Source organism: Streptomyces sp. NPDC102402, from assembly GCF_044765765.1.
In the GTDB taxonomy this organism is placed as follows: domain Bacteria; phylum Actinomycetota; class Actinomycetes; order Streptomycetales; family Streptomycetaceae; genus Streptomyces.
The window spans coordinates 793,772-815,420 of sequence record NZ_JBIWKR010000001.1 but is presented as its reverse complement, the minus strand read 5'-3'; the positions used below and the strand labels follow the sequence as shown (position 1 = coordinate 815,420).

21 protein-coding genes and 2 pseudogenes are annotated in these 21,649 nt (G+C 66.0%); 18 read left to right on the top strand and 5 right to left on the bottom strand.

The annotated features are described in order from the left end of the window. Window positions 1–124 precede the first annotated feature (124 nt). From ACIRJR_RS03470 to ACIRJR_RS03450, 5 genes and pseudogenes are all read left to right on the top strand, one after another. On the top strand, window positions 125–1,354 hold the full coding sequence (locus ACIRJR_RS03470) for a helix-turn-helix domain-containing protein (RefSeq protein ID WP_145764345.1): 1,230 nt from the start codon (window positions 125–127) through the stop codon (window positions 1,352–1,354). Window positions 1,355–1,482: 128 nt separating this feature from the next. Then, window positions 1,483–2,508, top strand: a pseudogene (locus ACIRJR_RS03465) (UDP-glucose dehydrogenase family protein); the annotation flags it as partial. A gap of 26 nt (window positions 2,509–2,534) precedes the next feature. Continuing rightward, on the top strand, window positions 2,535–2,861 hold the full coding sequence (locus ACIRJR_RS03460; RefSeq protein ID WP_403773097.1) for a MazG-like family protein: 327 nt from the start codon (window positions 2,535–2,537) through the stop codon (window positions 2,859–2,861). Window positions 2,862–3,131: 270 nt separating this feature from the next. Next, window positions 3,132–3,662: a hypothetical protein gene (locus ACIRJR_RS03455; RefSeq protein WP_403773094.1), complete on the top strand. Its 531-nt coding sequence runs from the start codon at window positions 3,132–3,134 to the stop codon at window positions 3,660–3,662. A gap of 133 nt (window positions 3,663–3,795) precedes the next feature. Beyond that, the gene (locus tag ACIRJR_RS03450; protein WP_403773091.1) at window positions 3,796–4,857 is read left to right on the top strand and encodes a YaaC family protein; all 1,062 of its coding nucleotides are present in this window, start codon (window positions 3,796–3,798) and stop codon (window positions 4,855–4,857) included. Window positions 4,858–5,213: 356 nt separating this feature from the next. Here the strand turns inward: ACIRJR_RS03450 and ACIRJR_RS03445 are convergent, their stop codons facing one another. Continuing rightward, the gene (locus tag ACIRJR_RS03445; RefSeq protein WP_403773088.1) at window positions 5,214–6,203 is read right to left on the bottom strand and encodes a DUF4365 domain-containing protein; all 990 of its coding nucleotides are present in this window, start codon (window positions 6,201–6,203) and stop codon (window positions 5,214–5,216) included. 228 nt (window positions 6,204–6,431) lie between these two features. On the opposite strand from ACIRJR_RS03445, the pseudogene ACIRJR_RS03440 reads away from it, so the two are divergent. The 7 genes and pseudogenes from ACIRJR_RS03440 to ACIRJR_RS03410 form a co-directional block, all read left to right on the top strand. Continuing rightward, a pseudogene (locus ACIRJR_RS03440) lies at window positions 6,432–6,648 on the top strand (DNA-binding protein); the annotation flags it as partial. Between the two features lie 497 nt (window positions 6,649–7,145). After that, entirely contained in the window at window positions 7,146–7,385 is a 240-nt protein-coding gene (locus ACIRJR_RS03435) for a hypothetical protein (RefSeq protein ID WP_065847516.1), read from the top strand. Then, entirely contained in the window at window positions 7,376–8,131 is a 756-nt protein-coding gene (locus tag ACIRJR_RS03430; RefSeq protein ID WP_079122323.1) for a sigma-70 family RNA polymerase sigma factor, read from the top strand. The genes ACIRJR_RS03435 and ACIRJR_RS03430 overlap by 10 nt, the downstream gene beginning before the upstream one ends. Before the next feature lie 34 nt (window positions 8,132–8,165). Next, window positions 8,166–8,393 (top strand): hypothetical protein, encoded by a 228-nt coding sequence (locus ACIRJR_RS03425; RefSeq protein WP_403773083.1) that lies wholly within the window; start codon window positions 8,166–8,168, stop codon window positions 8,391–8,393. Between the two features lie 319 nt (window positions 8,394–8,712). After that, complete coding sequence (locus ACIRJR_RS03420) at window positions 8,713–8,961, top strand: type II toxin-antitoxin system CcdA family antitoxin (RefSeq protein WP_073787485.1); 249 nt, start codon at window positions 8,713–8,715, stop codon at window positions 8,959–8,961. Beyond that, window positions 8,958–9,359 carry a DNA-binding protein gene (locus ACIRJR_RS03415; protein WP_403773080.1) on the top strand — a complete coding sequence of 134 codons (402 nt, stop codon included), beginning with the start codon at window positions 8,958–8,960 and terminating at the stop codon, window positions 9,357–9,359. The genes ACIRJR_RS03420 and ACIRJR_RS03415 overlap by 4 nt, the downstream gene beginning before the upstream one ends. A gap of 614 nt (window positions 9,360–9,973) precedes the next feature. Beyond that, window positions 9,974–10,723 carry an SDR family NAD(P)-dependent oxidoreductase gene (locus tag ACIRJR_RS03410; RefSeq protein WP_403773077.1) on the top strand — a complete coding sequence of 250 codons (750 nt, stop codon included), beginning with the start codon at window positions 9,974–9,976 and terminating at the stop codon, window positions 10,721–10,723. Window positions 10,724–11,199: 476 nt separating this feature from the next. Here the strand turns inward: ACIRJR_RS03410 and ACIRJR_RS03405 are convergent, their stop codons facing one another. From ACIRJR_RS03405 to ACIRJR_RS03395, 3 genes are all read right to left on the bottom strand, one after another. After that, window positions 11,200–11,895, bottom strand: coding sequence for a hypothetical protein (locus ACIRJR_RS03405; protein ID WP_403773074.1), 696 nt, complete (start codon window positions 11,893–11,895; stop codon window positions 11,200–11,202). Window positions 11,896–11,972: 77 nt separating this feature from the next. After that, on the bottom strand, window positions 11,973–12,248 hold the full coding sequence (locus ACIRJR_RS03400) for a hypothetical protein (RefSeq protein ID WP_030595208.1): 276 nt from the start codon (window positions 12,246–12,248) through the stop codon (window positions 11,973–11,975). Window positions 12,249–12,887: 639 nt separating this feature from the next. Then, window positions 12,888–14,195, bottom strand: coding sequence for an MFS transporter (locus ACIRJR_RS03395; protein ID WP_403773071.1), 1,308 nt, complete (start codon window positions 14,193–14,195; stop codon window positions 12,888–12,890). Between the two features lie 56 nt (window positions 14,196–14,251). Between ACIRJR_RS03395 and ACIRJR_RS03390 the strand changes: the two genes are divergently transcribed. The 6 genes from ACIRJR_RS03390 to ACIRJR_RS03365 all read left to right on the top strand — a co-directional run bounded on the left by ACIRJR_RS03390 (window position 14,252) and on the right by ACIRJR_RS03365 (window position 19,244). After that, entirely contained in the window at window positions 14,252–15,268 is a 1,017-nt protein-coding gene (locus tag ACIRJR_RS03390; protein WP_403773068.1) for an ArsR/SmtB family transcription factor, read from the top strand. A gap of 393 nt (window positions 15,269–15,661) precedes the next feature. After that, window positions 15,662–15,856, top strand: coding sequence for a type II toxin-antitoxin system Phd/YefM family antitoxin (locus tag ACIRJR_RS03385; RefSeq protein ID WP_403773065.1), 195 nt, complete (start codon window positions 15,662–15,664; stop codon window positions 15,854–15,856). Between the two features lie 29 nt (window positions 15,857–15,885). Beyond that, a complete protein-coding gene (locus tag ACIRJR_RS03380; protein WP_365092074.1) occupies window positions 15,886–16,251 on the top strand; it encodes a hypothetical protein in 366 nt (121 codons plus the stop codon). 29 nt (window positions 16,252–16,280) lie between these two features. Further along, a complete protein-coding gene (locus tag ACIRJR_RS03375; protein WP_403773061.1) occupies window positions 16,281–16,571 on the top strand; it encodes a hypothetical protein in 291 nt (96 codons plus the stop codon). Between the two features lie 457 nt (window positions 16,572–17,028). Then, complete coding sequence (locus ACIRJR_RS03370) at window positions 17,029–18,783, top strand: PP2C family protein-serine/threonine phosphatase (RefSeq protein ID WP_403773058.1); 1,755 nt, start codon at window positions 17,029–17,031, stop codon at window positions 18,781–18,783. After that, window positions 18,780–19,244 (top strand): response regulator, encoded by a 465-nt coding sequence (locus ACIRJR_RS03365; protein ID WP_403773055.1) that lies wholly within the window; start codon window positions 18,780–18,782, stop codon window positions 19,242–19,244. Before ACIRJR_RS03370 ends, ACIRJR_RS03365 begins: the two co-directional genes overlap by 4 nt. On the opposite strand, the gene ACIRJR_RS03360 is transcribed toward ACIRJR_RS03365, so the two are convergent. Then, a complete protein-coding gene (locus ACIRJR_RS03360; RefSeq protein WP_403773052.1) occupies window positions 19,229–21,511 on the bottom strand; it encodes an ATP-binding protein in 2,283 nt (760 codons plus the stop codon). The genes ACIRJR_RS03365 and ACIRJR_RS03360 overlap by 16 nt on opposite strands. Window positions 21,512–21,649: the final 138 nt, after the last annotated feature.

The following is a 21,649-nucleotide window of genomic DNA, read 5'->3' as shown; positions in this document are numbered from 1 at the left end:
GGCACCCCTGTCCCCGCAGCTCGTCTCACGCGCAAGCCGCGTCATGGGTACCGTGCTGGAGACGAACTCTGTACGGACAGATCGGCGATCGCGCCGGATCGTCCGGCGGCCGGGAGGTGTCCTGATGCTGGAGGAAGCCGAGGAGATCGGCAAGCGCGTCCGCAGGGCGAGGCTGCGGTTGGGTATGCCGCAGGCTGACCTGGCGACAGCCCTGGGGAAGTCGCAGGGCTGGGTGTCGAAGATGGAACGTGGCCTGATCGAGCTGGACCGGGTCGGGCTGCTCAACCAGGTGGCCGCAGAGTTGCACGTCCATCCGAACGACCTGATCGGGCGCCCGTACAGCAGCTCCCCAGATGACAACCAGTGGCAGGTTGCCGCCTCGTCGATCCTGCGCGAGCTGCGCCGCTACGACCTCGTCCCCGTCTTCGACGGGGCTCCGCGGCCCGCGTCACAGCTGTGGCGTGAGGTAACCCGGCTGCACCGCTTGCGGGACACCGCTTCCAACGTGGCGATTCTCCGGGTCCTCCCGGACCTGTTCCGCGAGGCGCGCGCCCTGGCTGAGGAGTCGGAGGGGCACGAGCGGGAGGAGGCGTATGCCATCTACGCCGTGTGCTGCAAGTTCGCACACACCGCCGCCCACTCCCTCGGGCACCCCGAACTGGTCGCCATGGCCTGCGAGCGGGCCGCATGGTCAGCCAGGTTGTCGGGAGATCCGGTGCTGCCCGCCGTCGCCGACTGGATGAGGGTCTGGGACATGTGGGCGACGGCTGACTGGGCCGACGCTCTGACGCTCTCGGACAAGGCGATCACCTCGGTGGAGCAGGAGTACGACCGTGGCGAGCCGCTGGCCGTGCGGGCGTGGGGCACGCTGCAGCTACGGGCTGCGGTCTCTGCCGCCCGAGCCGGCCGCGCCTCGGAGGCCGAGGACCGGATCGGACACGCGAAGGCTGCTGCCGAGCGCATGGACGCCTATGTCGGGGCACCGGTGTACGACCGGCATTCGTTGACGTTCTCCGCCGGGAACGTGCAGATCCACGCGATCAGCGTGGCTCTGGAGATGGGCAAGCAGGGCAAGGCGCTGGAGATAAACCGCCGTACCAGCCCGGGACTGGTGGGATCGCTGCCCAACTCCCGTCAGGGACATCACCACATGGACGTCGCGCGCGCCTGGCTGTGGGACGGGAACCGGGGAAAGGCCCTGGCCGAGCTGGAGACGGCTGAGCGGATCGCGCCCCAGCTCGTACGGAACCACCCCATCGCCCGTTCGACGCTCCGCAGCATCGTCTACGCGGAACGAGCAGCCACGCGGGAGAAGCTGCGGCGCATGTCCGACCGCTTCCACCTGGACGGATAGGGGTCGTATTCCTCCGGCTCATATTCGAGGGTTGCCCTGACCCTAACTTCAGGGCATGACGCCACGACGTTCTCCCCACCTCCCTTCCCAGGGAGCCGAGTTAGGCACGGCAGCTCCCTTCGTTCCCCGTCTTCGGCGCCGCCCGCGCCCTCGCCCCGCACCTGACCCGCCCGGCAGTGGTCATCGGCAAGTCCACGGTCACCGTCGGCACCTCACGCGACCTCGGCGCACTCCTCGCGCGTCTCTCCCCGGCGGGTGAGGACGTGGAGGTCGTCTGGAACCCGGAGTTCCTCCGCGAGGGCCACGCCATCGACGACACCCTGCGACCCGACCGGATCGTCGTCGGCGTCCCCTCGGCCCGCGCGGAGGACGCCGTTCGCCAGGTTTACGCACCTCTCCTGGCGAACGGGATCCCGCTGTTCGTCACCGACCCCGTCACCGCCGAACTCATCAAGGGCGCCGCCAACGCCTACCTCGGCATGAAGATCTCCTTCATCAACGGCGTCGCCGACATGTGTAACGCCGCCGGAGCCGACGTCCAACAGCTCACCGAGGCCATCGGCCTCGACCCCCGTATCGGACGCGGCGGCCTCAACGCCGGCCCCGGTTATGGCGGCGGCTGCCTCCCGAAGGACGTCCGCGCATTCACCGCCTCCGCCCGCACCCTCGGCGCCACCGAAGCAGCAACCCTTCTACGAGCCGCCGAGGAGGTCAACGAATCGCGGCCCACCGCCGCGCTGAGGCTCATCGAGCAGACTCTCGGCCACCCCGTCGACGGCGTACGCATCACCGTCTGGGGAGCTTCCTTCAAAGCTGGCACCGACGATGTCCGCGAATCCCCGGCCCTGGCGATCGCCGCCCTCATGCACCAGCGCGGAGCGACCGTCACCGTCCACGACCCGCACGCCGTGCCCACGGCACTGCGTCGGCACCCGGAGCTTGACTACGCCGAAGCCCTCGACGACTCCGTCCAGGGCGCCCAACTGATCGTCCTGGCCACCGAGTGGCCCCACTTCCGAGAGGCCGACCCTAAGGCCCTCGCCCCACTGGTCGCGGACCAGGTCCTCGTCGACCTCCGCAACCTCGTCGACGCCGACGCCTGGCGCATGGCCGGATGGACCGTACGCCAGCTCGGTCGCCCCGCACAGGAATAGCCGAACCCATCGATCGGAGGTCCGACGTGGACACCCTGTGGGACAACATCGAGAAGCTCTCCGCCGTCTGCCGAGCGGCAGGCGCTCACCTCCCCGACGAGGAGCTCAAGGCTCTCCAGGTCGGCAAGGTCGCCGAAGATGTCGGCGAGGCCATGCACGCCCTCCACGGCCTGAAGGGCCTCACCACCTGCGGCGACGACCACGCCTGGTCCGAGGTCCAGAATGACCTGGTCGGCGCCGTCATCGCGGCCCTCCTGGCCATGCATTACATCGACCCCGCAGGCGCCCGCGCCACCTTCGACGAGATCCTCAACCGGCGGACTGGCAGGGGTCGTGTGGTCACCACTGGATAGGCCCGAGGGCATGAGACGAAAACCAAGCCCGCAGTTCCACATGGTGCCTCCGGCGGAGGCGCTCACACTCCAGGAGAGCGCGGGCAAGTGTCGGCCGGAGCGTGGCGAGCGTCGTGGGGTTCCCAACCCAGCCACCTTCGACTCAGTCACAGCCGAGCGGGCGCGCCGCAGGGCGTCAAGGTCGTTCGTACAGTGGAGGCGAGGGTGCCAGTGGCACGAAAACGCAAAACCTCCTCACCATTGTCAGTCCCGGTCCGTACCCTCTCGGCTATGAGCAATTGGATCGCAGGATGTGCGGCATTTGTCAGCCTCGTGGCGCTCTACTTCAGCTACGCGCAGTTCATGTTGAACAGGCGCATCCAGCGAGAGGCAAGCCAGCCCTACGTCGTGCCAGACATACAACCACGTGCCGGAGGCTCAGGAATTCTGGTCTTTACCCTGGAGAACGTTGGCTCCACCGTGGCCCGCAAAGTGGAGATCAACGTTGACCCGCCACTTCAAGGTGGCGAGAGGGATGATTGGGACGAGAAACTGAGGGTTGCCTTGAGCAGGAAGCTGTCACACCTGCCTCCCGGACGCCGACTGGAGTGGTACTTCGCCTATGGTCCCCGCTTCTACCAGATCACCGACTTGCCGCGCCAGTACACCGTCAAGGTGAGGGCCACTGGCCCCTCTGGGCCCGTTGAGGAAATGTCCTACCTGATCGATCTAGATCTCATGCAGGAAACGGCTCTAGAGCGTGAAACCGTGATCGCCAAACTTGGCGAGATCGCGAAGCACCTATCCAAGAGGGCGCGGTAGAGACTGTCGCGTTTTCGCACGCCGTTTCCACAGCGCACGACGATATCCGCAAAAAGATTAGTAATAGATCAACGACGCGCTCCGGTCATACGCACAGGGCTGGGGCGCTAGACCGTACTCCTATCCACTGGGGATGGACATGGTTCGCAGGCCGTATCCCACTTACCGCGATCAGACGTACCCCGCGACAGCGGCAGTATGGAGGGCCCTACGGGAGCTCCGTTCGAAGCCGCCAGGTTACGCAGGCACAGGACCGCGTCAGAAGCTGTTCAGCTCAGCACTGGAGCAGTCGGAGCAACTCTTCACCGCAGCAGCCTCGGTTGGACCGGCTTCCAGGCCCCTGGTCCTCTTCTACGGACTGAGCCAGGCAGGCAGGGCCATCGCAGCGTGCGCGCCCGTCCCTACTGACAAGCACCGCCTAAACGGCCATGGAATCACCGCAGCCCAGATGGACCAGCCAGACTTGGGATCGGCAACCCTCAAAGATAAAGGCGCATCCGGAACTCAGTCGTTCACTCAAATCGCGACGATACTCGGATCACGATCACTGCCCGAGGAAACTCGTCTCGCGGACTTGTGGGCATCGATTTTGGAGGTGAGTCTCTGGCCCTTGCAGGCGGAAACCCGACCGCATCTATCAGTCAGTAGAGAGGCTTATCAAGTTAATACGAACACCTTGCAGGCGACGGTGTCCGGGTTGCCTAAGAATCTTCAAGACCTCGCGACCAAACAGGATCGTGAGGAAGGCGTGCGTGCGTGGCTCGCCGACTATCCGTCATTGATCGGGTACCGCTTCCAGTCGACTGGCGCCATCCCTGATAGCGGGCCGACAAGCTGGGATCCGATGCAAGGCACAATCGGCTGTCGTCTGGTGTGGGATGTGGTGGGCGGAGAGGAAGCCGCTCAGCTTAAGTTCGAAGACATCGCTCCGTGGAAGGGGCGCAGCCTCTCAGACTCCACCCGAGTGATCCACGCGCGTTTCGGCGGTGACGATCGCGTCATGCACCCGCTGTTGGCCTGGTGGGGGGTGCTGTACGCGCTCTCGATGCTTGCTCGCTATCAGCCAGGTCAGTGGACTGCACAGATTGACGTAAACCGCAGTAAGGATGCTGTAGCGATCGAGTACCTCTTGGACAGCGCTCTCGCCGCAGTGCCTGAGCTGATTCTCGCCGCGATCGACGAGGTGACGACCTAAAGGGTGGCCCGATCCCTCGGATAGTCGCCAACACTGGGTGCATAACTGCGTCACAACTCCGGACGGAAAGCAACGGACTAGCCGCGGACTCCTGCGAACCATCAGCGCAGGTGAGCCGGTGCCAGCGGTTCAGGCTAGTTACTTCGGGACGAAATGTGCATCGCTCATGGCCCCACCTCCATACTTGGTCCTGGGCGACACTATTGGCAGCGTGGCTGAGACCGATGGGGGCGCAGCGGGGAATACACGTGCATGGCCGGTCGCCAAGCCTACCGTCTCGCTGACTTTCGTAAGCTGAGATTTATACGGACCCGATCAAGGGATGCCCGCTGTCGACCGAAAATTTATGGCGTACGCTACAACTTCAAGTGCCGACGAAAGGCCTCTTTAAACTGCTCGATGTGCAAAAGACGCACACCAGAGTCCCGAAAAAGTATGCGGACCCATCGCTCTTGAGCGAGCACACGATAACCGCCTCTCACCGAGGGAAAGAAATCACTATCGAGCGAATCTGCCGACTTGACCAGCGCTCGACCCTTATGCGTTAGTGGGGCAAGGAATATCCCAACCATGCCATCCTCGGCACTTCTCCTTAGATTATCGAAATCCAGTCGGACTAGGTCATGAGCAAGGAGGAAAGAAACATACCGATCCAGAAAATCATAGTCCACCTGCCCCCAGGACAGAACTTCGTCCTGGTGCTCCAGGTGGACATCCTTCTCTCTCATGATCTCATCAAATAGATCCATTCCGAAGTATAGGCAGTTGCCAAGATCAGTTAGACCGTGAAAGAAAAGATCGAAAAATGATTGACTAGTCCCATGCGGCCCATTCGTTTGGTCCAGCATCTCTTCTAGTAGAGCTGTCGGATCAAAGCCGATCACAGGTAGGTCGCCATCAAGGCTGAGGATATCGAGCACTGTGTCGGCACTGAGACGATTACCCTCTGAAACCTTAAGGTCTGCGTCGAGGTTTGCCCGGAGCTGGTGTCGGGCGTCAACCCAAATAGCAAGATCCTCGTCAGGATGATAGAGAACAACAACTACGGGGATTGGAAATGACGCCCAGTAGTTTCGATGCTTGGCATGCGGTTTGAATCTAACGAAGCCGTCAGCGCGTGAAGCGAAGTACGAGGGGCCCGCCTTGATCTGGACTGCCACAAGCCTGCCAGTGGCACGACCTTCGTTATCTACATATTCGATCTGACCGTCAATCCCTACATCATGCATGGGCGTCTCTCTCCAGAGGCACCCCGCTTCGCCGACAATTTCATCTACCTTTCTGACCCCCCTCCTCTCCATGAAAGTATTGGTCGACACCTTGGGGCTATCGTCAAAACGGGACACTGCTCCCCCTGAAAAATCTGATGTGGATCGAATGTCGAGAGCATACAGTCGTTACCGCGACTAGGGAATAGCGAACAACATCGCATGCATACGGAGCACCACATTCGGGCGCCGGTAGGCCGGGGGCAGATTTATAAGAACAACCCCGCCCGCCTGAATCACGGGAACTGACCTGCCCGCAGGTCACTTTCTCAACCGCGCCGAATTGGCTCGCGGGCCGGACGAGACTCACGCATGCCTCGTTCGAACTGGGCTCTGTCCCATGTCGAAGTGGAGCCGATCACCGAACAGGCGACGAATGGGCAGCCGAGCTGCTTAAGGGCGCCGGGCTACACGGGCATGAGTACGCCACGGTCACCGAAGTCGCCCTGCGCTAGCCGGAATCGGTCGCCCTCCTGAGTCTGACAGCGACGACATGACCAAGCCCTGCGTCCGCATCATCCCTGCCAGACCCGCCGGCCCATCCTGGGCACGCACCTTGGCAGGGCCCACTGCATTACTGGCCCTCGTGCCCCATCCGTGCCCAGCAGAGCGGACAACAGCGGTCAGGTGCGGTTCCCAGAGACCGTAGCCATACACCCCGCCTGACGGGAAAATGCAGGTCAGAGACCCTTCAACGACCCAAGAACCGTTGATTCCCAAGCTCAGAGCGCGAGTTCGATTCTCGTCACCCGCTCCATGCTGAAGGCCCTGGTCAGAGACCAGGGCCTTGTTTGTTGTCTGGGCCAGTTCAGGTGTCGCATGCCACACCCGTGCCAGTCTGCGATCGATCGCCAAGGGACACCTCTTGGGCTCTCCTCTCCATCTGCCACACCCACTTGGCGAGCAGGGCCTGGAGGATGGACCTCCCACGCCGAGAAGAAAGTTTCTGCGAAGAGGTCACGCCCGAGGTTGCTGCGAGCCACTAACCCTCAACTGAGCACGCGAACCGGAGAGTGGGCCTTGTCAGAGATCGAGATCACCGCCATCGTCATCATCGTCGGAAACTTCCTAGCGCTCGTCCGGGTCTGGCTGCGAGAGCGCGGGCGCGTCGAGATCGAGCAGCATCGCAACACCGTGAGGCGAGACATCGCTCGTTCCCTGCCGCCTGGCAGTCGCATCAATGACGGCACTGAGAGCATCACGATCGAAGTTGGCTTCCCCATGGAGAAGGCAGACCGAAGGGACGCACAGTGTGGGTAGTGGACTGGTCCTCCTTGGCGGCCTGCCGAACCACCGACCCCGATGAGCTGTTCGTCCAGGGCACGGCGCAGTTGCGCGCAAAAGAGGTATGCACCGGATGCCAGGTTCGCACGGAGTGCCTAGCTGACGCCCTGGACAACCGGGTGGAGTTCGGGGTGTGGGGTGGCATGACCGAGCAAGAGCGCAGAGCTCTCTTGCTCCGACGCCCCACCGTCTCTTCATGGCGCCGGCTCTTGCAAACTGCAAGAACCGAGTACGAGATCACGACACAGAGCTTCGAGGATGAATTCGAGCAGCTTTTCAGGGAATTGCTACACCGCCTGATCTCCTTCCTGGTCACCGCCGGTGCACGCCTCGCCGACGCCGAGGATGCCGTGCAAATGGCATTTATTGAGCTAGCTAGAGTCTGGCGCTCAGTCGAACACCCACGATCGTGGCTACGCAAAGTATCCTTTCGCATGTGGACAAAAGTTCTGACCAAAAACAAGTTCGACGATCTGGTGTCCGAGTTCCCCGAAGGCGTCAGCCATGAACAAGTAGATGAGATAATCGGCCAGTCTCAGGTCGTCCAGGTTCTGAAGCAGCTTCCTCCTCTTCAGCAAGCAGTCATGGCATTCGAATACGACGGGTGCACCCCGAGCGAAACCGCCGACGCGATGGGCATGCCAGCCGTCAACGTGCGCCAGAACCTACACCGGGCTCGCGCCAACCTGGCTAAGGTACTCCAGCAAAAGGGGATACATTAAGATGCCATCAAGCGCTTCCGAGTACACATTCACCATGGACGAGTTCATGCGGGCAGGAATTGCCGATCTTCGGGAATCTCTATCGAATGAGATCGACGCAGACAAGCAGCTCAACAAAGTTCTTGCCAAAATATCCTCAAGCGCACCGACCCCACGAGACCAGTACGCAGAAACCGAGAATACGACCGCAGCACCTTTGCGATCTCTCAATTCAGCCACTACGCATCAGATCAAAGAAGCAGCTAAACTCTGTCTCGCATAAAAGATAGAGAGATCTCCATCAATACGGATCGATGCCCTGGGAGCCTGGGCGCTTCGAAGAGTCCTGATTACCGAATCACGATGCGTGCGAACCGCACTTCACACCTGCCTGGGTGGGTCGGCGCCCCGCCAGACCCACCCAGAACTCCCATGCCCGGTCGAGCACCGGGCCGCAGGTGCCGGAGCATTGCTGCGGGCTCTCACTCCGCTGCGCATGGCTGGAGCGACAGAAGCCGCACCGATTGCATCATGCGACCTTGACTGTGGAGCGTCGGGGGAAGCCACAAGCCCTCGCATGCATACTCCAGTATGCTTGCCATATGTCCTCAACGACTCGCATCACCGTCACGCTCCCCAGCGACCAGGTGGCGGAGCTCCGCAAGCTCACGGACAACGTCTCCGGCTACGTCGCGGAAGCCGTGGCCCGCCAGATCCGGCACCAGCTTCTGGGCGACGACCTCCGCCGCCACGAGGAAGAGCATGGAGGCTTCAGCGACGAGGAACTCGCCGAGGCCCGCGCGAGGATCTTCGGCTCCGCCGGCTCTTCCAAGGATGCGGACGCCGCGTGAGCGAGCGCGTCGAAACCGTCGTCCTGGACTCGGAGGGGCTCTCCGCCTGGATCGCGCAGGACCGCAAGCTTCTCGCGATGCTTCAGGTCTTCCACGACATGGGAGCCGACCTGGTGATCGGGGCGAACACCATCGTGGAAGTAGCCCACTCCCGCACCAACATGCCCCGCCTGAACTGGGCCCTGTCCCGCATCAAGGTGGAGCCGGTCACCGAGCACGCGGCGAAAGCGGCAGCGGAGCTACTCAAAGACGCCGGACTGCACGGGCACAAGTACGCCATCGACGCCACGGTCGCCGAGGTCGCGCTGCGCCAGCCGAAACCCGTCGCCCTGCTGACGTCCGACAGCGATGACATGGCCAAGCTTTGCGGCAACCAAGTCCGCATCATCCCCCTCTGACCAGTCGGCCCGCCCCGGAGCACGCGTCGCACTGCCAGCTCTCGTGCCCCATCCGTGCCCAGCAGAGCGGACAACAGCGGTCAGATACGGCTCCCAGAGACCGGGAGCCATCCACCTGCCCAATCCGACATCGCAGGTCAGAGGCCCTCCAACAGCGTAAGAACCGTTGATTCCCAAGCTCAGAGCGCGAGTTCGATTCTCGTCACCCGCTCCACGAAAAAGCCCCAGGCCAGCGGCCGGGGGCTTCTTTGTTGTCTGGACCACTTCAGGCACCTCGTGTCATATGCATGCCAGACTCTCGCTCATCTCCCCCACAGGGGCCATTTCCTTTCGAGCTCGATGACTGAGTTCTTGCTGGTCAGGCAGAGGGCCGAGGTATCCGTGGCAGGCAGTCCGCGTCGTGTCGGTGCGGTCGCGGAGGTTCGGGATGCCGTCAGTGATCGGGCTGTTGAAGAAGCGGGAAGGCATCGCCGCTCAGCGCGGAGCGGATCTGGGCTCCGCCATCCGGGTAAGGAGCCTGCGGGACCTGCCCGTTGACGCCGAAGACCGACGGTCGTACCGTCGCCGGACAGAGATGTGACCATCGTTCATAAACGAGAATATGAGGTGGGGTCATGGGGCAGCGCAAGGTCGTGGTGTCGGGTGGCGGTACGGGGATCGGGCGGGCGGTGGCCGAGGTCTTTGCGGCGGACGGCGACCACGTCGTCCTCATCGGGCGGCGCGAGGAGCTCCTGGAGAAGGCCGCCGGAGAGCTCGACGCCGCGCATGGTGCGGGAACGGCCTCCTGGGTCGCCGCCGATCTGAGCGATCCCGGCCAGGCCCGCAGAGCCGTGGAGTTCTGCACCGCGGGCGGCGCGCAGGTCGACGTGATCGTCGCCAACGCCGGCGGCAACGTCGCTCCGGCCCACGACGGCACCCTCGAAGGCGTCGCGGACAGCTTCCGCCGCAACTTCGAGGCCAACGTGCTCACCGCCGTGCTGCTCACCGAAGGATTGCTGCCCCACCTCACCCGGCCCGGCGGGCGGATCATCCAGATGTCGTCTATCGCCGCGCTGCGCGGCCCCGGTTCGTACGGCGGCTCCAAGGCCACCGTCAACGCCTACACCGTCGACCTGGCACAGAAGCTCGGCCCGCAGGGCATCACCGTGAATGCGGTCGCTCCAGGCTTTGTCGCCGACACCGAGTTCTTCGGCGACCGGGCCACGCCCGAGTTCGTCGCCGCCCGGGCCAAGCAATCGCTGACGGGCCAGGCGGGCCGCCCCTCGGACATCGCCGCCGCGGTGCACTATGTGGCGTCACCTGAAGCGGCGTACATGACGGCGCAGATCGTGCATGTGAACGGGGGTGCATCACTGGGGCGGTGACGGTCCGTGACCTGGTCATGAGCGCCCGTGCGGAACTGACCACGGCCGAAGACCGTACTTCCGGGGGATCGACGCCGACGCCTCGCTCCCACGCGACTCCTTCGACCTGAGCGAGCTTGCGGCAGTGGGCACAGACATGGGCCGGCGACATCGGCGAACGACTCCAGGAGCAGGAGGCTCCGCACGAAGACTGAGGGCCGCACACAGACCGGACGTGCTCGGCAGGACGCACCTCATGCTGCTCAGCCCACAACGACTGTGCCCCATCCGTGCCCTTCGGAGCGGACAACAGCGGTCAAGCACAGCACCCAGAGACCACGTCAGCCTCGACCACTCCAGGCAAACATGCAGGTCAGAGCCACCACAGCCGTTCAAGAACCGTTGATTCCCAAGCTCAGAGCGCGAGTTCGATTCTCGTCACCCGCTCTTCGATGGAGGCCCTGGTCAATGACCGGGCCTTTCTCTTGTTCCGGCTGCTACGGCTCCATGTCGAGGACTCGGGCGGCCTCACGAGGGTCCATCAGGTTGGACCATGCCTGTTCCGCGGGGAGCAGGTCCCGCTCCGGCAGGGCGTATTCGGGGTACCAGCCATCGATCTCACAGCCGGGAACGTTGCGCAGAATCAATGTCGTGAGGTTCGGCGGGACCGAACCCGTGATCCGCACCGCGAGGTAGGTCTCGCGGCCGTCGTCGGCGCGGACCTGAAGGCCGACGGTGAAGGTGTCGAAGTCCACCGTGTGCTCCTGACCGTCCCGGAGGGTGGCACGGCTCAGAGTCAGAACCGTGGTACGGAGCCGCCGGACGAAACGGACTCCAGCTTCGGCGCGAAAGCGGACGTGGTCCTCGCGAGCGGGGAGCAAGTGAGCGGTGCACGTGGCGGACTTGAGCGCGTCGGCGTTGCCGGCGTTGTAGCGGGTTCGGGCAGTCTTGCCGTCGGCTTCGAGAGCGGCATAGAAGTCGTCGGTGGAGCCGTCCTCGCGGCGGCCGGCTGCCACCAGCCACGGAAGGTCGGCGTCCACCCAGACCGCCCCGCGCCAACGCTGGACCTTCACCTTGAACAACACCTGGTCATCGACAGCGCGGATGCGCTCATGCTTGGCATCGTCCGCCGCGAACTGCTCAGCGGTCTTCGCCAGGATCGGGTGCTCGATCTCGTCCAAGGGGTCGGTCACCGCCGGCAGGGGGAGTCCGAGGTCATCGCGCAGGCATCGCAAGGTGGGCCTGGCGGGCCGCATCGCAGCGGGACCGGTCATTCGTCGATCCCGCCGACCGCGTCGATCTCCTCCGATGTCAGACCGGTCAGGAGCATGACGTCCGACTTCAGGGAGCCGTCCAGGACGCTGAGCGCCTCCACCATGCCCTCACGCAGATCCTCACGCCGCTGGTCCAGGTAAACCCGTACCGCCTCCGCGACCAGATCCTTCTTCGTCAGGCCCAGGAAATGCGCGCCCTGGCTGATCAACTTATCCGTCGCCGGATCCACCTTGAGCGGCGACTGCCGGGGGGGCTTCGAAGCCGTGGTCATACATCCCACCTCCGCATCCACGGTACCTTAGTACCTCACGATGAGGTTCCTTGCTGATGACCGCAATGAGACGCAGCCCGTCGACCGCCGGTACTACGGAGCCGGATCGATGACCGCCGACCGGATCGCCTTGGGGCAGATCGCCAGGGTTGAAATCGCCCGATGGCGAGCGCCGGATCCCGCGCGGTGAAACTTCCCCACCCACGGCACGGCGGCATCGATCGCCCTCGTGCCCCATCCGTGCCCTTCAAAGCGGACAACAGCGGTCAAGCACGGCACTCAGAGACCACACCACCCTCGACCGCTCCAGCCAAACATGCAGGCCAGAGCCACTACAGCCGATCAAGAACCGTTGTTCCCAAGCTCAGAGCGCGAGTTCGATTCTCGTCACCCGCTCCATGCAAAAGCCCCAGGCCAGCGGCCAGGGGCTTTCTGTCTGGACCCCTCGGCGGGCGCGAGAGGTTCACGGCGATCCTCGGTGGCTGGGAGACATGGAGGGCCCGCCACAACCCCGCGATCACGACCACCCTCCTCGGCCTGAAGTACGCCGGCGCCGCCATCGGCCGCCTGACGACCTGAGCGCCGGTGCCGGGGCTGGCCGGCGGCCATGCCGCGCGTGCCCCGCCCGCGGGGACCGGCTCACCGGGCCTCCCGGAGTTCTCGTACCGCCGAGCGAACGGTTGCAGGTAGAGCGAGTGCCGCGCCGGCGAAGAGGGTGGCCAGAGCCGCCCAGCCCACGATGCCGTGCGGGAGGACGAACGCGGTCAGCAGGCCAGGGCCCAGTGCCTGGCTCACGGAGATCCCGGTCTGGTAGATGCCCTGGTACATGCCCTGCGCGTGATCGGGTGCCAGGTCGTAGGAGAGGGTCCAGCTGCCCGCCTGCGAGACGACCTCGCCGAGGGTGAGCAGGACGACGGCGGCCACGAGAACCACCGTGGCCGTGAACGGTGAGCGGTCGGCGGAGCACGCGACGGCGAGACAGGCAGCCGCGACCAGGAGGCCGCCACGCCGGAATGCGCGCGCGGCCTGGACCGGGCCGGTGACACCGCGGGCAGCCCGGACCTGAAGGGCGACGACAAGGGCGGTGTTGATGACGAGGAGCCAGCCCACCATGGCCTGCGGCGCACCGGTACGGGTGAGGAGCCACAGCGGCAGCCCCACTTCGAGAACAACGTAGAGGGTGTTCACGATCGCGTTGAGCGCGGTGACGGCGAGATAGGGCACGTCGCGAAGCGGGTGAGACACGTGGCGACCGGACTCAAGTACGGGGGTGCCTCGCCGGGTTGTTGCTGCCCGGGCTGTCCGGGGCGGCTGCGCGGGTGCCGGACGGGTCGGCGCGGGAATCGCGCGCAGCGGGATCAGCGCGAGGAGGAACGCGGCGGCACTCAGGCAGACCGCCCCCCGGTAGGCCGCATCGGTGTCGAAGACGAGGACGACCGATCCGAGGGCGGCGCCCGCTCCGATGCCCACGTTGTTGACCGCCCGCAGCAGCGCCAGGGCACGGGTGCGCAGGTCAGGAGGGAGGACGTGCGCGTACATGGCGCCGCGCGCAGCGGCGTTGGCGCGGCTGCCGGCCGTGGCCAGGCAGGCCAGGGCAAGGAAGACCGGGAAGGAATCGGCGACGGCGTGCAGCGCGATCGCGGCTGCCTGCAGGAGGTGCAGGCAGGTCAGGACGCTTTTCGCGTTCCAGAGATCGCACGCGCGGCCGGCGGGGAGGGCGGCGACGATCCCGCACAGTCCCGCCACCGTCAGCGCCAGCCCGACCCGCTCGACGGAATACCCCAGTCCCCGGGTGAACCACAGGGTGCTGATGGTCAGGAAAAGCCCGTTGCCGACGGCGTTGACCGACAGCAACGCGGCGAGCCCGCGCACGGTCGGGTCGCCGCTCAGCCGGGGAGTCGGGGCGGGAGTGGCCGGGATCGGCGCCGAGGTGGTCTTGGTGGTCATGGCCGCCAGCACATCTTCGGCCTGGTGCACGCGGAATGGATTTACCCTGATACTTAATGATTCGTTTCCGTCTCGGCGTGGCCGACCTCGCGGCGACCTCGTTCGCGTACTCGCCGTTGCAGGAGACCGTTCTCAGCCTGCGCATGTGGAATGGCCACGCGCGGCGCTTCCCGGCGCTGCGCGAGACCTTCAACGGCCTTCGCCCGGCCTTCGAACGCCTCGACCACGTCCTGCTGACCTCGCTGGTGGCCCGCCGCCGGTACTGGGTCCCCGATTTCCTCACCCCCCGGCCGCACACCTCGGCACCCGACATCCGCCGTGAGTTCGACGCGCTGCGCGCCACCGACCCGGCCGTGGTGCGGGCGGGCCTGGAGCAGACGTTCCTGCCGCTGGGCGAGCCGGTCCCGGCCAGACTGGCCGACGCCTGGGGGGACCCGGCCCGCCTGCTCACCGACATCGCCGACGCCCTGGAGGAGTACTGGGTGGAGTGTCTGCGGCCCGTCTGGTGGCCCAGGGCCAAGGCCGTGCTGGAGGCCGACATCGCGTATCGCTCGCGCGTCCTGGCCGAAGGCGGCGCGGACGCCCTGTTCGCCGGAATCAGCTCACGACTGTCCTGGGCGAAGGACATGCTCACCATCGAACGCAGTGGTCCGTGGCCCTCTCCACCGACCGAGATCCCGATCGACGGACGCCGCCTGCTGCTGACCCCCAGTTGCTTCGCGGACGGCGTCTCCACCATGCTCAACTCCCAGGCGCTGCCGCACATCGCCTACGGCACACGCGGCCTGGCCACCCTCACCGAACACCCCGAGCCGCCCGCCCCCCAGGCCCTGGAACGGCTCCTGGGCTCTCCCCGTGCGCGCCTGCTGACCCTCCTGGCCGAGCCTGCCTCCACCACGGAGCTCGCCCACCGTCTCGGCGTCACCCCCGCCGCCATCAGCCAACACCTGTCCGTCCTCCGAGCAGCCCACCTCCTGGAGCGAACCCGCCACGGGCGCCACGTCCGCTACCGGCACAGCGCGCTCGGCTCAGCCCTGTGCGAACCCCATCCCACCCACGGCTCCGACGACTGAGCACCGATCCTCGGGTCCCGATCCCCTCCGGCCGCCATGCTCCTCGCCGCCACACCGCAGGCCGTGCCACAACGTGCCGGTAGCGGCGGTGAACAGCGGTCAACAAAGGGAGGCAGAGAGCCGTCGGAACGAGACGCTCAGAGGGCGTTCCTGCAAGTCAGACTCTAAAGTAGCGCTCAAGCGCCGAGTGATTCCCAAGCTCGGAGCGCGAGTTCGATTCTCGTCACCCGCTCCATGAGAAGGCCCCAGGCCAGCGGCCGGGGCTTCTTTGTTGCCACAAGCCCGATCAGGCACTCCGCACCCGCCCTGCACCCGACGTGCCCGTTGGCTTCCTCCAGCCGTCGCACCCCAGGCATGTATGTCAACTATGACAGTTGCTATATGCTTCAGCGTATGGAGACGAAGACGTACACAACCATCGATCTGCGCAAGGGGATGGGCGAGATCCTGGACCGGACCCGGATCGCCGGCGAGGCCGCCGCCATTACCCGCAAGGGAAAGACGGTCGCCTACCTGGTGCCGGCCGAGTGGTTCGAGCAGATTGCCCGCGGGCACGAGTCGAACGAGGACCGACGCGAGGCGGCCTGACCCACCCTCCACACCGAGGAGCACGAACCATGCCCGCCCACGCACTGCACTTCGATGGGTACGAGGGGGAACCCCTGCGGTTGCCACCCATGCCCGAACACACGCCTCAAGCACTTCGATTGGCAATTCAGGAACACGCTCCGCACCTCCTCCCGGACTTTGAGGCGCACTGGAAGCGCGTCATCGGCGACGCGTTCAACATCACGCCCGTGCCCGCCTTCATGCGCCTGTGGTGGACGCAGTACGCCATCGCCCGGAATCCCGTCCTCGACGCGCACCTTCGCGACCTCGAAGCCCGCGCCGCCAAGTCCGAGGACCCCGAGGAGTCCATCCGGCTTCTGGAGGAGTACAGCCGCCTCCGGCACGAAGCCGCTGAAAGGAAGCCCGGGGAGTGATCGACGAACCACTCCGGCCGCCTTGGCAAATGGACTGGACGAAGCAGGCGCAGCACGACTTCCAGGACATGCCCGCCGAAGGCAGTGACCTGGTCATGAGTGCCCGTGCGGAACTGATCACGGCCGAAGACCCGTACTTCCGGGGGATCGACGCAGATTCCTCGCTCCCGCACTGGATGACCGTCCGACCTCTGGCCTCCACAAGCCCCGGCGGCCCCCACATCGTGGACCTGGCCGGCGGACGCGGCTGGCTCATCTACACCTTCATGCGCCGGCACGCCGACCCACAGATCGTCGTCACCGAAGCCTTCTGGGCCTGACGTGTGGGCCATCGCGGCGTAGGCACCACGGGCGGCTTCCATTTCCTGTCACCCGCTCCCGCACACAACCTCAGGTTGACGACCATCCGTCGACGTGCCCCATCCGTGCCCTTCGGAGCGGCCAGCAGCGGTCAGGTACAGCACCCGGAGACCTCGCCGACGAACCGAACGATCACGGCTCGGAGGCGCCCGGCGGCGGTAGACACGGCTCAGGGCGCATGGGCGGGTCGGTCGCCGCCGCGGATGCGCGGTCCGGGCGGACGGAACGGGCAGCGTGACCGGCGAGGGCGGCAGGGGTGAGGGCTGTGGCGGTCGGCCTCTCGCGTCTTCCTCCGAGCGCCACCAGGACCGCGCCTGGAGGCGCTCGGTCTCGGGGTGGCATAGCGTTTCCCATGACGGGCCGGGGCCGACAGTGGTGATACGGGACGGCGGATCAGCGGTGGAGCAGCACGAGGGCATGGCTTCACGCCAGGCGGATGACGGATGGTGGTCAGGCCGTCTGCATGAGCTCTGGCGCGTCGCCGAAAATGCGCAGGACGTGACGGGGCTGGCCGATTCCCTCTACGACATGCTGCTCCGCATGCCCGGCGTACTGGCAGTCGTGGGTACCCGCTGGAGCGGCGGACTGCTCCACTATCTGCGTAGTGTCACCGTGGCGGAGCCGACGTCATCGCTCGTGGAAATCGAACGGAATTACGGCGAAACCGGCGCAGCCGGGGCTCCGGACGGTGATCCGACTGTCACGGTTCACGAGGTGTCGGAGCTCGACGGCGCCATGCCGCACGTCCAGGTGCTGGCGGCAGTCGGCACGCGGAGCCTGGCCGAGTGTGCCGTACCGCTGGGGCAGGACGGCTGGGCCTCGTTCATGGTCGGGACCGCGGACAGGGACACCATCGATGTGACGCTGCGGACCCGGTTGAAGCAGGTGGCCGAGGTCGCCATGGTCTCGGACAGACGCATCACGGCGCGGCGCGCCGACGAGGTGCGTCAGGTGAGTGACGCCTTCCTGGCGGAGGCGTCGTTGCAGATGGATTCGAGCCTTGATGTGAAAAGCACCTTGGAGCGGGTGGCGCGCACGGCCGTCCCCGCCATCGCCGAGGGGTGCGTTCTGCATCTTTCTCTTCCCGAAGGACTGAAATCCGTGTCCTTCGCGCACATGGACGCCGGTGACCAGCAGTGGCTCGGCAAGGTCGCGGCCGAAGACGCCTGGCTGACAGAGGCGCTACGGCAGGTACTCGGCAGCGGGCAGGCACTGGCGCTGAAGGGTGAGGGGTTGCGCGGGGGCCCCTTCGGGCCCGCCTCGTCCGGGGCGGGCCGCGCCGTGCGGGCGATCAGTGTGAACCCGCTCAAGGCCCGAGGCCGGGTCCTGGGCACCCTCACGTTTCTCTACCATCGGGCGGTCGTGGCCGAGGGGGCCTCACAGTTCCTTGCGGGTCTGGCCGACCGGGCGGCGTTGGCCATCGACAGCAGCACTCTGTACGAACAGCGGCGCCGCCACGTGGTCTCTCTCCAGCGGCATCTGCTCCCGAGAGAGCTGCCGCTGATTCCGGGAATCACGCTGAGTGCCGCGTACGAAGTGGGTGACGTCTCGCTCGACGTGGGCGGTGACTTCTACGACGCCGTCCCGAGGCCGCAGGGTGGTGTGACCCTCCTCCTCGGCGACGTCTGCGGCCGCGGGGCGGAGGCGGCGGCGCTGACAGGTCTGGCCCGCCACACCCTGCGCACCCTCCTCGAGGACGGCAGTACGCCCGAGCACGCGCTGGAACGACTGAATCAGGCCCTGGTCAGGGAGGGCACGTCCCGCTTCGTGACGGCGCTCGTGGCGGTGCTGGTACCGGACGGGCGGGGGTTCCGTGCGCGCTACTGGAGTGCCGGGCATCCGTCCCCTCTGATGCGACGTGCGGATGGCACCGTGGAGGAACTCCTCGCCCACGGGGATCTGCTGGGCGTGCTGGAGGACATCGAGTACGGATCCGGGTCGGTGAGCCTGGCGCCGGGGGACGCGCTGGTGATGTTCACCGACGGAGTGACCGAGGCACGAGCGGCCGACGGGATGTTCTTCGAATCGCGTCTGCGGGACGAGGTCGTGCGGCAGGGAGCCGGTGGGGCTCAGCGGTTCGCCGAGCGGCTGGCAGAGGCTGTTGTGGACTTCCGGGAGACGGGTGCCGACGACATCGCCGTGCTCGTCGCACGGGCGGAGTCCATCGGATGAGCGGGCCTGCCGGGGAGCACAGGATCGATCACGATCTCGTCTGGGTGGTCGAGGATTCGGCGGAGGACGCCGAGGCCATCGCACGGGCGCTCCGTCGCACCCATCCGGATCTGGCACTGGACTTCACCGACCGGGGGACGGGATTCGTCGAGCGGTTGCTGGAAGCTCCCCGTCGGCCGGGGCTCGTGCTTCTGGACCTGAAGCTGCCCGGTCCCAGCGGAGCCGAAGTGCTGCGATCGATCCGGTCCCGGCCGGAACTGGACGGCGTGGCCGTCGTCGCCTTCACCTCGTCCACCGGGCCGGACGCGGTGGACACGACCTATGCGGCAGGCGCCGACAGCTACATCTACAAGCCGGTCAACTTCGAACTCTTCAGCGCGGTGCTCAAGAGGGCTGTCGACTACTGGCAGAGGAAGGCGAGAGGTGGGGAGGAGGGCCCTTCCGCTCAGCCTCCCTCCTGACCCAGGGTGAAGAAGAACGTCGTCCCACGGGCTGGTTCGCTGTCGAGCCACAGCTCGCCGCCGTGGCGCTCGACGATCCGCCTGACGATCGCGAGCCCCACGCCGGTGCCGCCCCCGCGCTCCCCCTGCCCGTGCAGTCTGCGGAAGAGGTCGAAGACCTCGTGCTGCTGGCCGGGCGGGATGCCGATGCCGTTGTCCCGGACCACGACGGTCTGCTGTGGAGGCCCGCCGGACGGTGGGTGAAGCGTGTCGACCAGCACCTCGACCGTGCGGTCACCCTGGTCAGCGGCGTACTTGGCCGCATTCACCAGGAGGTTGACCAGCACTTCGTAGAGCCGGCTCTCATCGGCGTACACCTCGGGCAGGTCATGTCGGACGACCCGCACGTGGGCTTCGGCCAGGCGTTCGCCGGCCACGTCGAGCGCGGAATCCAGTACGCGGTCCAGTGGGACTTCGGTGCGGTGAAGCCCGCCTCGGCCCAGTCGGGCGAAATGCAGCAGTGAGTCGAGCAGGTCGTCCATCCGGCCGGCCAGTCGTCGCACGGTGTGCATCCGGCGGACGGTAGTCGCATCGAGCTCCGCGGCGGCGTCCTCGATGACGAAGGTCGCGGCGTTGGAGATCCCTCGTAGTGGCTCCTTCAGGTCGTGAGCTGCCACGTGAGCGAATGAGTCGAGGTCGGAGTTGATGATGCGCAGCTGTTCGTTCAACGCTGCCAGCTCCGCCTCGTGCCGCAGTACGAGTCCTGTCAGCGTGCGCCAGAGCTCCTGTGCGGTGGCACGGTCGGTGGGCGTCCAGGGCAGGCACTGTCCATGTACCACCGCGCGGAATACGGCACCTGAGCCGCGAGGGGTGAGCCGTTCGCCCCGTGGCCCGACCTGGACGGGCCTGGAGGGGTCGGCGGCCCACTGGCGGGTGGTCGCGCGGGCCTTGCGGAACCAGGCGAGGTAGTCGCCCGAGCGGCTCAGCGTCACCATCAGGGCCCCTGCCGGGCCGTCACCCACCAAGTCGACCAGATCACCCGACTCCTCCGACAGGCGGTCCGTACTCCAGACCGTGCCGGGTGCCGGCCCTGCCGCGCGTGCCTGAAGGGCCTCCAGCAGTGCGGGGGGAACGCTCATCCCGCTGGTGGTGCTCCGGCCACCGCGGCAGAGAACCACGCCGTCGGCGTGCAGCAGCTCTCTGAGGGCGCCGTCACCTGCCAGGAGTGAGTCCTCCAGGTCCGACGTGACCCGGAAGATGATCCGGTCGAGGCGCTCGCGGGATGCGGTGAGGGCCTCGGCCTGCTCCCGTTCCTCGATGACGCCGAGTTGGAGGGAGAAGGCCACGCCGAAGAACTCGCACGCCGCCCGCATCTCCGGGGGGATGGTGACAGCAGCGTGGCCGTGGCAGGCGATCAGCCCCCAGAGCTCGCCTTCCCGGAGGACGCTCACCGACATCGACGACTTCACACCGATGTTCCGCAGGTACTCCAGGTGGAAGCCGGACACCGTGCGCAGCACGGAGTTCGACAGGTCCAGTGGCAGGCCCGAATCGGCTCGGAGCGGAGGGTGCAGACCCACGCTGGTGTCGTCCACGTCGGCGATGACCCGGATCCAGTTGTCGCGGTAGAGCCTCCTCGCCTGGGGCGGGATGTCGCTGGCGGGGAACCAGAGTCCGAGCCAGGGCTCGCGGCCCTCGGCGACGTCCTCGGCGACCACCTCTCCCGGCCCGTTCTCCCCGTCGAAGCGGTAGGCGACCACACGGTCGAAGCCTGTAAGAGCCCGGATCTCACGGGCGGCCGCCTGGCAGCATTCGACTACAGCCGTCGAGGACCGCAGACGCGTCAGAGCTCGCCGGACCCCCCGGTAGAAGTGCGGGAAGTGTGGCGCCGCGACGGCGCGCGACTCGTACTCCAGAACGACCAGTGGCCCGTGCCGGTGCGCGGTCACGTCGAACATGCGAGGCGAGCCCGCCACATCGACGGAGACGGGGAGAACCAGGCTTGCCGCATCGTGCTGAGCGCAGACCTGGAGCGCCTCGGCCCAGTGCTCGGGGGACAGGACCCGCGTGATGGGCCCTCCGACCAACTCCTCGGCAGCAATCCCCAGCAGGAAGAGCGTGTTCAGTGCTGCCGTGTCCACGGTGCCGGTATCGGCCTCCGCCGCGAGCAGGGTGCCGTGGGACTGGATCATGCCCAGCCGGTGAATGGGCTCCTGGACGCATTCGCTGAGGTCGAAGCCGATGGCCGCCGCCGCTTCGGCCTCGCGTTCCGGTTCCGGTAGGGACATCTCTTCTCCCCCGCACAGAGTTCTCGAACCGGCCTGATCGATGTTCGGTTTGCCGCGATCCTTCCATGGCACTCTGCGGCGGAGGAGCAGCTGGGGGTGTGTGTCGTCGCTCCCGGCGGCAGCCGCCTGCCGTGGGTG

Excerpts from the sequence above, each read along its gene's own strand:
- ACIRJR_RS03455 (WP_403773094.1), top strand. The coding sequence starts at position 3,132 with ATGAGCAATTGGATCGCAGGATGTGCGGCATTTGTCAGCCTCGTGGCG.
- ACIRJR_RS03425 (WP_403773083.1), top strand. The coding sequence starts at position 8,166 with ATGGACGAGTTCATGCGGGCAGGAATTGCCGATCTTCGGGAATCTCTA.
- ACIRJR_RS03390 (WP_403773068.1), top strand. The coding sequence starts at position 14,252 with ATGATTCGTTTCCGTCTCGGCGTGGCCGACCTCGCGGCGACCTCGTTC.
- ACIRJR_RS03410 (WP_403773077.1), top strand. The coding sequence starts at position 9,974 with ATGGGGCAGCGCAAGGTCGTGGTGTCGGGTGGCGGTACGGGGATCGGG.
- ACIRJR_RS03420 (WP_073787485.1), top strand. The coding sequence starts at position 8,713 with ATGTCCTCAACGACTCGCATCACCGTCACGCTCCCCAGCGACCAGGTG.
- ACIRJR_RS03470 (WP_145764345.1), top strand. The coding sequence starts at position 125 with ATGCTGGAGGAAGCCGAGGAGATCGGCAAGCGCGTCCGCAGGGCGAGG.
- ACIRJR_RS03450 (WP_403773091.1), top strand. The coding sequence starts at position 3,796 with ATGGACATGGTTCGCAGGCCGTATCCCACTTACCGCGATCAGACGTAC.
- ACIRJR_RS03380 (WP_365092074.1), top strand. The coding sequence starts at position 15,886 with ATGCCCGCCCACGCACTGCACTTCGATGGGTACGAGGGGGAACCCCTG.
- ACIRJR_RS03375 (WP_403773061.1), top strand. The coding sequence starts at position 16,281 with ATGGACTGGACGAAGCAGGCGCAGCACGACTTCCAGGACATGCCCGCC.
- ACIRJR_RS03360 (WP_403773052.1), bottom strand. The coding sequence starts at position 21,511 with ATGTCCCTACCGGAACCGGAACGCGAGGCCGAAGCGGCGGCGGCCATC.
- ACIRJR_RS03400 (WP_030595208.1), bottom strand. The coding sequence starts at position 12,248 with ATGACCACGGCTTCGAAGCCCCCCCGGCAGTCGCCGCTCAAGGTGGAT.
- ACIRJR_RS03395 (WP_403773071.1), bottom strand. The coding sequence starts at position 14,195 with ATGACCACCAAGACCACCTCGGCGCCGATCCCGGCCACTCCCGCCCCG.
- ACIRJR_RS03385 (WP_403773065.1), top strand. The coding sequence starts at position 15,662 with ATGGAGACGAAGACGTACACAACCATCGATCTGCGCAAGGGGATGGGC.
- ACIRJR_RS03365 (WP_403773055.1), top strand. The coding sequence starts at position 18,780 with ATGAGCGGGCCTGCCGGGGAGCACAGGATCGATCACGATCTCGTCTGG.
- ACIRJR_RS03370 (WP_403773058.1), top strand. The coding sequence starts at position 17,029 with ATGGCTTCACGCCAGGCGGATGACGGATGGTGGTCAGGCCGTCTGCAT.